General features: G+C 69.5%; 10 protein-coding genes. 1 reads left to right on the top strand and 9 read right to left on the bottom strand.

Going from position 1 to position 12,867, the window contains the following annotated elements:
• Positions 1-125: 125 nt before the first annotated feature.
• Entirely contained in the window at positions 126-593 is a 468-nt protein-coding gene (locus tag ACFY4A_RS04650; RefSeq protein WP_390827906.1) for an NTP pyrophosphohydrolase, read from the top strand.
• 486 nt (positions 594-1,079) lie between these two features.
• Here ACFY4A_RS04650 and ACFY4A_RS04645 read toward each other — a convergent pair whose 3' ends face one another.
• The 9 genes from ACFY4A_RS04645 to ACFY4A_RS04605 all read right to left on the bottom strand — a co-directional run bounded on the left by ACFY4A_RS04645 (position 1,080) and on the right by ACFY4A_RS04605 (position 12,825).
• Positions 1,080-1,808 (bottom strand): sulfite exporter TauE/SafE family protein, encoded by a 729-nt coding sequence (locus tag ACFY4A_RS04645; protein WP_390827905.1) that lies wholly within the window; start codon positions 1,806-1,808, stop codon positions 1,080-1,082.
• A 180-nt stretch (positions 1,809-1,988) separates the two neighbouring features.
• Positions 1,989-3,503 (bottom strand): amino acid permease, encoded by a 1,515-nt coding sequence (locus ACFY4A_RS04640; protein ID WP_390827904.1) that lies wholly within the window; start codon positions 3,501-3,503, stop codon positions 1,989-1,991.
• 174 nt (positions 3,504-3,677) lie between these two features.
• Positions 3,678-5,669, bottom strand: coding sequence for a 1-deoxy-D-xylulose-5-phosphate synthase (dxs, locus tag ACFY4A_RS04635; protein WP_390827903.1), 1,992 nt, complete (start codon positions 5,667-5,669; stop codon positions 3,678-3,680).
• Between the two features lie 190 nt (positions 5,670-5,859).
• Positions 5,860-7,149, bottom strand: a complete 1,290-nt coding sequence (locus ACFY4A_RS04630) for a sugar ABC transporter permease (RefSeq protein ID WP_390827902.1) — start codon at positions 7,147-7,149, stop codon at positions 5,860-5,862.
• On the bottom strand, positions 7,146-7,937 hold the full coding sequence (locus ACFY4A_RS04625) for an ATP-binding cassette domain-containing protein (protein WP_390827901.1): 792 nt from the start codon (positions 7,935-7,937) through the stop codon (positions 7,146-7,148). The genes ACFY4A_RS04630 and ACFY4A_RS04625 overlap by 4 nt, the downstream gene beginning before the upstream one ends.
• 205 nt (positions 7,938-8,142) lie before the next feature.
• Positions 8,143-9,243, bottom strand: coding sequence for a substrate-binding domain-containing protein (locus tag ACFY4A_RS04620; RefSeq protein WP_390827900.1), 1,101 nt, complete (start codon positions 9,241-9,243; stop codon positions 8,143-8,145).
• A 134-nt stretch (positions 9,244-9,377) separates the two neighbouring features.
• Positions 9,378-10,577 (bottom strand): ROK family protein, encoded by a 1,200-nt coding sequence (locus tag ACFY4A_RS04615; protein WP_390827899.1) that lies wholly within the window; start codon positions 10,575-10,577, stop codon positions 9,378-9,380.
• Positions 10,578-10,972: 395 nt separating this feature from the next.
• Positions 10,973-11,896 carry a carbohydrate ABC transporter permease gene (locus tag ACFY4A_RS04610; protein WP_390827898.1) on the bottom strand — a complete coding sequence of 308 codons (924 nt, stop codon included), beginning with the start codon at positions 11,894-11,896 and terminating at the stop codon, positions 10,973-10,975.
• Between the two features lie 2 nt (positions 11,897-11,898).
• Positions 11,899-12,825, bottom strand: a complete 927-nt coding sequence (locus tag ACFY4A_RS04605; RefSeq protein WP_390827897.1) for a carbohydrate ABC transporter permease — start codon at positions 12,823-12,825, stop codon at positions 11,899-11,901.
• Positions 12,826-12,867: the final 42 nt, after the last annotated feature.

Genomic DNA, 12,867 nt, shown 5'->3' with positions numbered 1-12,867 from the left:
TGCGTGGGCCGGTTCGCGGCGGCAGTGCGCCGGCTCCGGCCTCGGCGACGCGGGCCGGCCGGCTGCTCCGGACGCGGCTCACCGCGGACTGGGCCCGCGTCTGATTCCGACCGGAAGGACCCCGGATGCCGCCCCCGCCGCCCGCCCCGGAGCACGACCCGGGCCGTGCCCCCGCCCTGCTGATCGTCGACGGGGCCAACGTCGTCGGCTCCGTCCCGGACGGGTGGTGGCGCGACCGGCGGGGCGCCGCCGAACGCCTGCGTGACCGGCTCGCCGGGTACGTCGCGGGAGGCGTCCCCGGCGTACCGGGTCCGCTGGAGATCGTGCTGGTCCTGGAGGGCGCCGCGCGGGGGGTACCGTCCGTGCCCGGCGTACGGGTCGAGGAGGCCTCCGGCAGCGGCGACGACCACATCGTCCGGCTGGCCGCCGCCGCGGTGGACCGGATCCGGGTGGTCGTCACCGCCGACCGCGAACTGCGCCAACGGGTCACCGCAACAGGCGCCACCACCGTGGGCCCACGCACTGTGTATGGCCCCGTCTCGGGACCCGGTTCCGAGTTTGGCTCCGGTTCCGAGTTTGGCTCCGGCTCCTAGTCCGGCGACAGCCCCGCACCCGGCACGAGCTCCGGTTCCAACTCCGTCTCAAACTCCGGCTCCGACTCCGAGCCCGGCGACAGCCCCGCACCCGGCACGAGCTCCGGTTCCAACTCCGTCTCAAACTCCGGCTACGCTCCGAGCCCGGCTCCGCTCCGAGCCCGGCGACAGCCCCGCACCCGGCACGAGCTCCGGTTCCAACTCCGTCTCAAACTCCGGCTCCGGCTCCGACTCCGGCTCCGGCTCCGGCTCCGGCTCCGGCTCCGGCTCCGGCTCCGGCTCCGGCTCCGGCTCCGGCTCCGGCGACCAGGATGCCTCCGGCCCGGAGCCGGTTCGAGTCCAAGTCCGGTCCTGGCTGCGGCTCCGAGTCCGGCTCCAGCCCGGGACCCAGTTCCGGCTCCGGCCCGGCTCCGGCGACCGGGACGCCTCCGGACAGGGGCGTTGATCTCGGACTCGGCCAGGACTGAAAGCCGCGGCCGGGCTGCCTCAGTTCAGTGTGGCCTGGTACAGCGCTACACAGGCGCTGGCCACCAGGACGCCCAGGACGATCCGTTTGAAGCGGGTGGGATGCGTGCGGGCGAAGAGGCGGTCGCCGAGCCACCAGCCCACCAGCAGGCCGGGAAGACCGGCGCCGGTCAGCAGCAGGCTGTCCGTGGTCAGCCGGCCGACGGCGAGGAAACCGGCGAGGGCCAGGGCGTCCTGGACGCAGAACGTGGCCTGGAGCGTGGCCCGGAACTCCCGGGGCGCCAGTCCCATGGCCTGGAAGGTGGCGACCAGCGGCGGTCCGTTCATACCGGTCGCGGTCAGCAGCGCCCCGCTGGCGAAACCCGACGCGATGGTGGGGCCCGTCCCGCGCCGGAAGGTCAGGCCGCGGCCGATCAGGACGGCGAACAGCAGCACCACACAGGCGATGAGGGCCGACAGCGCGCGGGCGCCGAGCAACGTCACCGCGAGCAGCCCGAGCGGCATGCCCACAAGTCCCGCTCCGCTCACCAGCCCCGCGGTGCGCACACTGACGTGCTCCCTCTGGTGGACGCAGACCGCCAGCGAGAGGACCCCGCCCAGCGCTGTGACCACGACGATGGCGTTCTGAGGGCTGGTCAGCAGGGTCAGCAGCGGCACCGCCACCAGCGCGAACCCGAAGCCGCTCAGTGCCTGCGCGAACGACGCCAGCGTCGTGACCAGCGCCACCTCGGCGATCAGGGTCGTCGTCACGTGCACCTCTCCGGCCCACTTCCGCCGGGGTGGCCCGTCCGTCCCCGTTCTCCCCCCGCACATTACCGACCGGAGCGATCGCCGATCGCCCAGGGGCCCTGGACCACCACGCCCAGGGTCTTTCGTTCGGATCAGGCCGGATCAAAGGCCCGCGAGCCCGGCATGATCAAACGAGAGGCCCTAGCCCTGGCCCTGCCCCTCTCCCTGGGGTCGCGGCCGGGCCTGGCGCTCGCCGAGCCTGCTGTGCGTGCGGCCGTAGAGGAAGTACACGACGAAGCCGATGACCATCCAGATGGCGAAGCGGAGCCAGGTCTCGGCGGGGAGGTTGACCATCAGCCAGAGGGAGGCGCAGACGGAGAGGACGGGGATCACCGGGACCCAGGGGGTGCGGAAGGCGCGGGGCAGGTCGGGCCGGGTGTTGCGCAGGATGATCACGCTGATCGCGACGACCACGAACGCGAACAGGGTGCCGATGTTCACGAGTTCGGCGAGTTCGCTCAGACTGGTGAAGCCGGCGACGACGGCGATGACCACGCCGAGCAGGATGGTCGGCCGGTACGGGGTGCGGAACCGCGGGTGGGTGTGCGAGAAGAACCGGGGCAGCAGCCCGTCCCGGCTCATCGCGAAGAAGACCCGGGCCTGGCCCAGGAGCAGGATCATGCACACCGTGGTCAGGCCGACGGCCGCGCCGAAGCTGATCAGCCCCGCGTACCACGGATGCCCGGTGGCCTTGAACGCGTCGGCGAGCGGCGCGTCCACGGACAGCGCGCTGTACTTCTGCATCCCGGTGACGACGATCGACACGGCGACGTACAGCACGGTGCAGATGATCAGCGAACCGAGGATGCCGCGCGGCACGTCGCGCTGGGGGTTGCGGGTCTCCTCGGCCGCGGTGGCCACGACGTCGAAGCCGATGAAGGCGAAGAAGACGACGGACGCGGCGGTGAAGATGCCCATGACGCCGAAGTTCGAGGGCGCCCAGCCGAACATCAGCTGGATGAGCGGCGCCTTGAGGTTGCCGCCCGCGGGCACCGGCTGGGCCTTCGGGATGAACGGGTCGTAGTTGCCGCTCTTGATGAAGAAGGCGCCCGCGATGATCACGACGAGCACCACGGCCACCTTGACGGCGACGACGATCGAGGTGACCCGCGCGGAGAGCTTCATGCCGAGGACGAGGATGACGGTGAGGGCCAGGACCAGGAGGGCGGCGAGGATGTCGAAGCCGAAGCCGGTCGCGGTGCCACGGCCGCTGAGATACTCGGGCAGGTGCCAGCCCGCGTTGTCGAGCAGCGAGTGGATGTAACCGGACCATCCGACGGCGACCACCGCGGTGCCGAGCGCGAGTTCCAGCACCAGGTCCCAGCCGATGATCCAGGCGGGGAACTCGCCGAGCGAGGCGTAGGAGAAGGTGTAGGCGGAGCCGGCCACCGGGACCGTGGAGGCGAACTCCGCGTAGCAGAGCGCGGCGAGCGCGCAGACCACCCCGGCCACGACGAAGGACAGGGAGACGGCGGGGCCGGCGCTGTTCCTGGCCGCCGTACCGGTGAGGACGAAGATGCCGGTACCGATGATGACACCGACGCCGAACACGGTCAGATCGAGGGCCGACAGGGATTTTCTGAGCGCGTGCTCGGGTTCCTCGGTGTCCTGAATCGACTGCTCGACGTTCTTTGTCCTGAATAGCGTGCTGCTCACGGCGTGACCTCCCCTGCTTGTCGTCCTCGACATGGTCCGAATTGGCTCGACATGATCGAGAGAGCTGGGGATGCGTATGCCCCGGCACTCGCAGGTTCACGCAGACGGGCCGATTGCGCCACCCGTAAGAGGGGGCACGACCGGCCCGTGTCGTCATCCGCGCGGTCCGCCGGCTCAGTCGCGCGCGGGCTGCACCGCCGCGTCGATCCCCGCGTCGATCCCCGCGTCGATCCCCGCGTCGATCCCCGCGTCGACCTCCGCGTCGACCTCCGCCTCCGGCCGCTCGAACCGGCCGTCCAGCTTGGAGACCAGGCCCGTTACCTGACGGGCGATGTCCGGCGCGGTCAGGCCGATCTCCGCCAGCACCTCGGCGCGGGAGGCGTGGTCGAGGAAGCGCGGCGGGATGCCGAAGTCGCGCAGCGGCACGTCCACGCCCGCGTCCCGCAGGGCCTGGGAGACCGCCGAGCCGACGCCGCCGACGCGGGAGTTGTCCTCGACGGTGACGACCACGCGGTGTCGTGCGGCGAGCGGCGCCATGGCCTCGTCGACGGGCTTGACCCAGCGCGGGTCGACGACGGTCGTGGTGATGCCCTGCTTGTCGAGGAGCGTGGCCACCTCCAGGCACATCGGGGCGAGGGCGCCGACGGAGACGAGGAGGACGTCCGGGGTGTCGGTGCCGGGCTCGCGCAGGACGTCCATGCCGCCGACCCGGCCCACCGCGGGTACGGCGGGACCGACGGCGCCCTTGGAGAAGCGGACCACGGTCGGCGCGTCGTCGACCTCGACGGCCTCGCGCAGCTGGGCGCGGACCTGGTCGGCGTCGCGCGGGGCGGCCAGCCGCAGACCCGGGACGACCTGAAGGATCGACATGTCCCACATGCCGTTGTGGGAGGCGCCGTCGGTGCCGGTGACACCGGCCCGGTCCAGGACGAAGGTGACTCCGCACTTGTGCAGGGCCACGTCCATCAGGACCTGGTCGAAGGCGCGGTTGAGGAAGGTGGCGTAGACGGCGAAGACGGGGTGCACGCCGGCGTGGGCGAGGCCGGCCGCGGAGACCGCGCCGTGCTGCTCGGCGATGCCGACGTCGTAGACCCGGTCGGGGAAGGCCTTGGCGAACTTGTCCAGGCCGACCGGCTGGAGCATGGCCGCGGTGATGGCGACGACGTCCTTGCGCTCCTTGCCGAGCCTGACCATCTCGTCGCCGAAGACGGAGGTCCAGTCGGCGCCGGAGGTGGCGATCGGCAGTCCGGTGTCGGGGTGGATCTTGCCGACGGCGTGGAAGCGGTCGGCCTCGTCCTGGAGGGCGGGCTGGTAGCCGCGGCCCTTCTCGGTGAGGCAGTGCACGATGACGGGACCGCCGAACCGCTTGGCGCGGGCCAGCGCCGACTCCAGGGCCTCGATGTCGTGACCGTCGATGGGGCCGACGTACTTCAGGCCCAGGTCCTCGAACATGCCCTGCGGGGCGATGAAGTCCTTCAGGCCCTTCTTGGCGCCGTGCAGGGTCTCGTACAGCGGCCGGCCGACGACCGGGGTCCGCTCCAGCACCTCCCGGGTGCGGGTCAGGAAGCGTTCGTAGCCGTCGGTGGTGCGCAGGGTCGCCAGGTGGTTGGCGAGGCCGCCGATGGTGGGCGCGTAGGAGCGCTCGTTGTCGTTGACGACGATGACGAGCGGGCGGTCCTTGGCGTCGGCGATGTTGTTCAGCGCCTCCCAGGCCATGCCGCCGGTCAGCGCGCCGTCGCCGATGACCGCGGCGACGTGGCTGTCCCGCTCGAGCAGCTGGTTGGCCTTGGCGATGCCGTCTGCCCAGCCCAGCACGGTGGAGGCGTGGCTGTTCTCGATGACGTCGTGCTCGGACTCGGCCTGCGAGGGGTAGCCGGACAGGCCGCCCTTCATCTTCAGCCTGGAGAAGTCCTGGCGGCCGGTGAGCAGCTTGTGCACGTAGGACTGGTGGCCGGTGTCCCACAGCACCTTGTCCTTCGGCGACTGGAAGACCCGGTGCAGGGCGATGGTCAGCTCCACCACGCCGAGGTTGGGGCCGAGGTGGCCGCCGGTTTTGGAGACCTCGGTGACGAGGAAGGTCCGGATCTCCTGCGCCAGCTGGTCCAGCTCCTCCAGGCTGAGCCGGTCCAGATCGCGCGGTCCCCTGATGCGGGTCAGCAGCGGCACCCGTGCCTCCTTGCGTAGAGCTGATCGAGCTGTTGCCGGGCTCGTCGAGTCTAATGTTCCGCCCGGGCCGCCGGTGTCCGGGCCGGGGGTCGTACGTCACGCGAACGGCGGTACCCACTGTCGCGCCCGGCATGACACGACTGTGCCCAGCACCGCCATGGGTGCCGGGCACAGCCTGGGTCGGGCGAACTTACGCGCGGCCCGCCGTCTTCTGCGTCTTCCGGGTCACGGCGTCGATGACGACCGTTGCCAGCAGGACGCCACCGGTGATCATGTACTGGACCGGGGAGGCGATGCCCTCCAGGGCGAGGCCGTACTGGATCGAGACGATGACCAGCACACCGAGAAGCGCGTTCCAGGTGCGGCCGCGGCCGCCGAACAGGGACGTACCGCCGATCACGGCCGCCGCGATGACGTTCATCAGGAACTCGCCGGTGCCCGCGCCCTGGTTGGCCGATGCGATCTTCGAGGCGACGAAGAGACCGCCGATCGCGGCGAAGGTGCCGGCGATCGCGAAGACCGAGATCCGGACCAGTTCCACGTTGATGCCGGCCCGCCGCGAGGCCTCGACGCTGCCGCCGAGCGCGAAGACCTTGCGGCCGTAGGCGGTGCGGCGGAGCACGAAGTCGGTGATCACCAGCACGGCGAGGAAGATCACCACGGCGAGGGGCAGACCCTTGTACTGGTTGTAGACGATCGCCACGGCGAAGGAGACGACCGCCAGGAGCACGGTGCGCACCACGATGTCGCTGAGCGGGCGGGACGGGATCCCGGCGGCCTCCCGGCGGCGGTTGCCCAGGAACGCGGTCAGGAAGTACCCGGCGACGGCCACGACGGCGAGCCCGTAGGCGGCGGCGACGTCGGTGAAGTAGTAGCTGGTGAGCTTGGTGACGATGCCGTCGTCGAGGTTGATGGTGCCGTTGCTGCCGAGGATCTGGAGCATGAAGCCCTGCCAGAACAGCAGTCCGGCCAGGGTCACGGCGAAGGCGGGGACTCCGACACGCGCGAAGAAGAAGCCGTGGAGGGCGCCGGCCACCGTACCGGTGAGGATGGCCAGCACCAGGGCCAGCACCTCGTTCATCCCGTGTGTGATGTTCAGCACCGCGAAGGTGGCGCCCGCGACACCGGAGACCGAGCCGACCGACAGGTCGATCTCGCCCAGCAGCAGGACGAACACGATACCGACGGCGATCATGCCCGTGCCGACCATGGCGACGGAGATGTCGGAGAGGTTGCCCGCGGTCAGGAAGTTGGAGTTCAGGCTCTGGAAGATGATCCAGATGACCACGAGACCGAGGACGACCGGGACGGAGCCCAGGTCACCGGCCTTCATCTTGCGCTTGAACTCGGTGACATAGCCCGCGAAGCCCTGTTCGCGCACCAGCAGCCGGGGGTCCACGACGGTCGCCGCGCCTGCCGCCGCCTCGGTGTTCTCCAGCGCGCTGCTCTCGGGGGGCGTGGAGGTCTTGTCGATGCTCACTTCTTGATCTCTCCATTGGTGCGCGCCGCACGGCGGGTGACGGCGTTGTCCGTGGCGCCGGTGATGGCGGAGATGATCTCTTCCTGGGAGGTCGACTTGACCTCGAACACACCGTTGTTGCGGCCCAGGCGCAGAACGGCCACCTTGTCCGCGACGGCTTTGACGTCGGCCATGTTGTGGCTGATGAGGATCACCGCGTGACCGCGCTCACGCAGCCGCTCGACCAGGTCGAGGACCTGCGCGGTCTGCTCCACGCCGAGGGCGGCGGTGGGCTCGTCGAGGATGACCAGCTTCGGCTCGCCGAGCATGGAACGGGCAATGGCCACGACCTGGCGCTGGCCGCCGGAGAGCGAGGCGATCGGGATGCGGACGCTGGGGATGCGAATCGACAGCGTGTCCAGCAGTTCGCGGGAGCGGCGCTCCATCTCGACCTCGTCCAGGACGCCGCGGCGGCGGATCTCCCGGCCCAGGTAGAGGTTGCCGACCACGTCGATGTTGTCGCACAGCGCGAGGTCCTGATAGACGGTCGCGATGCCGAGGTTCTGGGCGTCGTGCGGCTTGTTGATCTGGACTGCGCGGCCTTCCCACTCGATGCGGCCCTCATCGATGGGGTGCACGCCGGCGATCGTCTTGACCAGCGTGGACTTTCCGGCGCCGTTGTCGCCCACCAGGGCGACCACCTCACCGGCGTGGACCTCAAGCTCTACGTCGGTGAGCGCCTGGACGGCACCGAACCGCTTGGAGACCCCGCGCAACGCCAGCACGGGCGTAGCGGACAAGTGAACCATCTCCTTCGCCGCCTGACCCGGCGGGAGGTTGTGCAGAAGTTTGGGGGTTGTTCCGTCCGGCGCCCCGCACGAGCTTGCGGGGCTTGGACACGCGGGGCGCCGGCGGAGCCTGGGGGCGCGTCCCGTCAGGGGATTCAGGGGTGAACTCGCCTGAACTCCCCCGACGCCGGAGGCGCTTGCGTCGCGTTGCCGCCGACCGGTCCGGTTACTTCAGACCGATCTTGTCGCAGGCCGCCTTGTACTGGGCGGTGCAGATCTCGGCGACGGTGTAGACGCCGTCCTTGACGACGGTGTCCTGGATGTTGTCCTTGGTCAGCGAGGTGACCTCGACCAGGACCGAGGGGACGCCCTTGGTGGTGGGGCTGTCGACCTTGTCCTTGGCGATCGAGTCCAGCGACTTGCCCTGGGCCAGGGCGACGGCCATCTCGGCGGCGGCGTCGGCCTCGGGGGCGTACGGCTTGTAGACGCTCATGTACTGCTCACCGGCGACGATGCGCTGCACACCCGCGAGTTCGGCGTCCTGGCCGGTGACCGGGACGGAGATGCCGGCGGCCTTCAGGGCGGTGATGATGCCGCCGGCCATGCCGTCGTTGGCGGAGTAGACGCCGACGATGTTCTTCTTGCCGATGGCGGAGATGGCGCCCTCCATGTTGGAGTTGGCGTTCTCCGGCTTCCACTCCTTGGTGTCGTACTCCTTGCCGATGTTCACCTTGCCGTCCAGCACCTCGTGGGCGCCCTGCTTGAACTGCGCGGCGTTCGGGTCGGTGGAGGAACCGTTCATCATGACGATCTTGCCGGACTTGGCCTTGCCGCCCAGCGCCTTGAGCAGCGCATCGCCCTGGGTCTTGCCGACCGTCACGTTGTCGAACGAGGTGTAGGCGTCGATCGGGCCCTGGGCCAGGCGGTCGTAGGCGACGACCGGGATGCCGGCGTCCTTGGCCTTCTGTACCGAGTTCTTGATGGCGGCGGCGTCCACGGCGTCGAGGATCAGCACGTCCACCTTGTTGGTGATCATGGTCTCGACCTGCTGGCTCTGCAGGGTGGCGTCCTGCTTGGCGTTGGCGTAGACGACCTTGCCCTTGTTGTTCGTCAGCTCCGCGACCTTCTTGTCGATCAGCGGGCGGTCGAACTTCTCGTAACGAGCGGTCTGGTTCTCCGGCAGCAGCAGGCCGACCTTGATGTCGTCGCCCTTCTTCTCGCTGCCGGCCGACTTGGAGGAGTCGCCACCGGACTCCTTGGCGCTGCCACAGGCGGCGAGCGAGACGGCCATGGCACCAGCAGCAACGGCGAAAGCCGCCCGACGCATACGCGTGTTCACTTCTTCAAACCTCCCTGACGAGGCCGCGTCGTTGCGGCCGAGGTGGCTGGAAGTCAACTCGGCCGCGCGTGCGACGTCAAGAAGTAAATCCTTAACGAGATGGCAACGGTGCCATCCGTTCTCTAAGTGAAGGCAGGCGTCGCCGCGTGCAACGTGCCGTCCAAAAGGGTTGAATCGCCCATCTCGTTGAGCGCCAGGGCGAGCGCCCCGAGCACTTCGGCGCGGCCGCCAAGTGCCCCGGGGAGAATGGTGAGTTGGCGCGCGGCACTGGGGATGGCGTACCGTCCGACCGACTCCCTGATCGGGCCCAGCACCAGCTCACCGGCCTCGGCGAGGTCGCCACCGAGCACCACTCGGCTGGGGTTGAGCAGGTTGCAGAGATTGGCGACCCCGCTGCCGATGTGGCGGCCGACGTCGGCGATCACCCGGCGGCAGCCCGGATCGCCGTCCCGCGCCAGCCGTACGACGCCCTCCATGGTCAGGTCGGTGCCGTGACTGGGCCGGAGCAGCGGGAGGACGTACCCGGCGGCGGTGAAGGTCTCCAGGCAGCCGCGGTTCCCGCAGCGGCAGACCGGGCCGGACTCGTCGAGCGTGATGTGCCCGATCTCGCCCGCCGTACCGCCGGGGCCGCGGTAGATCCTGCCGCTGATCACCAGGCCCGCGCCGACCCCGCTGGCGATCTTGATGTACGCCAGGTCGCGCACGCCCCGGCCGCTGCCCCAGACCAGCTCGCCCAGAGCGCCCAGGTTGGCGTCGTTGTCCACGTGCACCGGCACGCCGAGGCGCCCCCGCAGCTCCTCGGCGGGCCTGACGCCCCTCCAGCCCGGCAGGATGGCCGTGGAGCCCAGGGTGCCGGACTCGACGTCGATCGGGCCGGGTACGCCGACACCCACGCCGGCGATCTTGGAACGGTCGACGCCCGTGGCCGTGATCAGGCGGTTGACCAGCTCCTCCGCCCGGTCGAAGCCCTGCGTCGAGGAGGCGTCCACGTCCAGCGGCTCGGACTCCTCGGCCAGCACCTGGTGGGCGAGGTTGCCGATCGCCACCCGCAGGTGCGTGTGCCCGAAGTCCACGCCGATCACGATGCCGGCGTCCCCGCTCAGGGACACGCTGCGGGCCCGGCGCCCACCTGCGGAAGTGGGCGTGACCTGGACCGTTCCACCGTCCTTGAGCTCGCGCACGATGTTGGAGACCGTCGCCGCGGACAGGCCCGTGGTCCGCGCGATCTCCGCCTGCGTGAGTGATCCGGCAAGACGCACGGCACGTACGACCCGCTCCAGGTTGGCTCGGTGCAGCGACGACTGCGACCCTGGAGTCTCCACGACGACCTCCTGAGCGCGGGGCCGCTTCGGCGGGGCCCCGTCCATGTCCAACTAGTGAACTCTAAGCTGAGCTGTTCGGGTCCCCTCCCGTCAAGAGGTTGAACAGTATCCGGGTCCTTGGACACGCTGATGGAGCCGTGGCACGCGTACGTGTGCAGACATGCGTGAGCCGCCCCCGCACGCCCCGGAGGGGGCGGCGAGAGCGGCGTACACGGGCGGCCGGGCCCAAGCGCGGCACGCGAGGGGCGGGCCGGCGGCCAGGGCACCGGAAGGCGGCTCACGGGAGCGGCAGGACGCACGGGACGGCGCGCGTGGGCCGCAGGACGCCCGGGCGCGGCGAGCGGGAGCGGCCAGGACGCACGGGACGGCGCGCGCCGGCGGTGGAGCGCCGGGGGCTACTTCAGGGCGCCCGCCGTGAGCCCCTGCACCACCTGGCGCTGGAAGACGATGTACGCGGCGAGCACCGGCAGCATCGCCATCACCAGTCCGGCGAAGAGACCGGACCAGTCGCCCTTGTAGCCCTGGCTCACGGCCAGCTGCACCAGGCCCTGGGTGAGCACGTGCTTGTCCGGGTCGGTGTTGAGCACCGTCGGCAGCATGTACTGGTTCCACTGCCCCAGGAAGTTGAAGATCCCGACGCTGATCAGGCCGGGCTTGGCCATCGGCAGCATGATCTGGAAGAACGTCCGGGTGTGCGAGGCCCCGTCCACGAAGGCTGCCTCCGCCACCGAGGTCGGCAGGGTCCGGAAGAACGCGGTCAGGAAGAACACCGTGAACGGCAGCGAATAGGCGATGTAGACCAGGATCAGGCCGTGAATGGTGTTCAGCAGTCCCATGTTGTTCACGACGTAGAACAGCGGGACCAGGGCCAGCATGATCGGGAAACTCATACCGCCGATGAAGAGGTAGTAGATGAAGCGGTTGCCCGGAAAGTCGAAACGGGCCAGCACATACGCCGCCATCGAACCGAGCACCAGCGTGCCGATGAGCGAACCACCCACCACCAGAACGGTGTTGAGGAAGTATTCGCTCATGTTGGCGTCGGTCCAGGCCCGCGCCCAGTTGTCGAAGTGGAGTTTGTCGGGCAGCGCCCAGGGCGAGCTGAAGATGGAGTTGTCGTCCTTGAAGGACGTCATCACCGCCCATACCAGCGGCATGACCACCATGATCGCCCAGATGATCAGAATGCCGTGCGAGAAGACGTTGAGGACGGAGCCGTCCTTCTTCCGTCCGCCCGGCTTCTCGGCCGGCGCGCCGGCCGTGGCGAGGCCGATTCCGGACTCGGCCGGAACGGGGGCGGGGGTGTCGGTCGTTTTCATCGTCAGAACTCCAGCCGCTCGCGCCGGCCCAGCCGCATCACGGCGGCGGCGAAGGCCAGCGTGACGACGAGCAGGGCGACGCCGATCGTGGTGGCGTAGGCGGCCTGACCGTCACGGAACGCCTTCTGGTACACGTACAGGACCATGACGGTGGTCGAGTAGTCGGGGCCGCCCGGCCCGGTCGTCATGATCCCCACGACCGCGAACGACTCCGCCCCGAGGGCGAGGATGCCCATGTACACCCAGCCGGACTGCACGGTGTCCCACAGCAGCGGCAGGGTGATCCGGAAGAAGGTGGTGAACCGGCTGGCGCCGTCCAGCAGCGCGGCCTCGTACAGGTCCGCCGGGATGGAGGCCATGCCGGCGGAGAACAGGACCACGAAGAAGCCGACCGTGGACCAGACCAGCACCGCCATCACGCACCACAGCGCCAGGCCCGGGTCGCCCAGCCACAGCGGCTGGACGCTGCCGAGCCCGATCCCGCGCAGCACGGAGTTGATCGCGCCGCTGTCCGGGTTGTACGCGAACGCGAACAGCAGGGCCACGATCGCGATCGACAGTACCTGTGGGAAGAAGTAGACGATCTTGTAGAACGAGGAGCCGCGGACGCCGGAGATCGCCGGACCTCCCCGGCGGCGCCGCCCACCCACATTGATCATGAAGGAGAAGAACAGCGCCAGGCCGATCGTCACCAGCGGTAGCAGCAGGGCGAACAGCAGGCTGTGCTGCAACGACTTCCAGAAGATGCCGTCGTCGAGCATCCTCTGGTAGTTGTCGAAGCCGACCATCTGGAATTCGGGGCTCAGACCGGTCCAGTCCGTGAACGAGTAGTAGATGGACTGGATGAACGGCCAGATGACGAAAAGCGCGTACAGCCCCAGGGGAACCGTGAGGAACCCCACGATGAACCGGTACTTGCCGTGCTGCATTGCTGCCGACCCCGATCTCTGGGTGGGTGCTACCGCTGGTGA

Source organism: Streptomyces sp. NPDC001292, from assembly GCF_042896465.1.
Classification (GTDB): domain Bacteria; phylum Actinomycetota; class Actinomycetes; order Streptomycetales; family Streptomycetaceae; genus Streptomyces.
This window is presented reverse-complemented; position numbering and strand designations above follow the sequence as displayed.

Excerpts from the sequence above, each read along its gene's own strand:
- ACFY4A_RS04605 (WP_390827897.1), bottom strand. The coding sequence starts at position 12,825 with ATGCAGCACGGCAAGTACCGGTTCATCGTGGGGTTCCTCACGGTTCCC.
- ACFY4A_RS04625 (WP_390827901.1), bottom strand. The coding sequence starts at position 7,937 with ATGGTTCACTTGTCCGCTACGCCCGTGCTGGCGTTGCGCGGGGTCTCC.
- ACFY4A_RS04620 (WP_390827900.1), bottom strand. The coding sequence starts at position 9,243 with ATGCGTCGGGCGGCTTTCGCCGTTGCTGCTGGTGCCATGGCCGTCTCG.
- ACFY4A_RS04650 (WP_390827906.1), top strand. The coding sequence starts at position 126 with ATGCCGCCCCCGCCGCCCGCCCCGGAGCACGACCCGGGCCGTGCCCCC.
- ACFY4A_RS04610 (WP_390827898.1), bottom strand. The coding sequence starts at position 11,896 with ATGAAAACGACCGACACCCCCGCCCCCGTTCCGGCCGAGTCCGGAATC.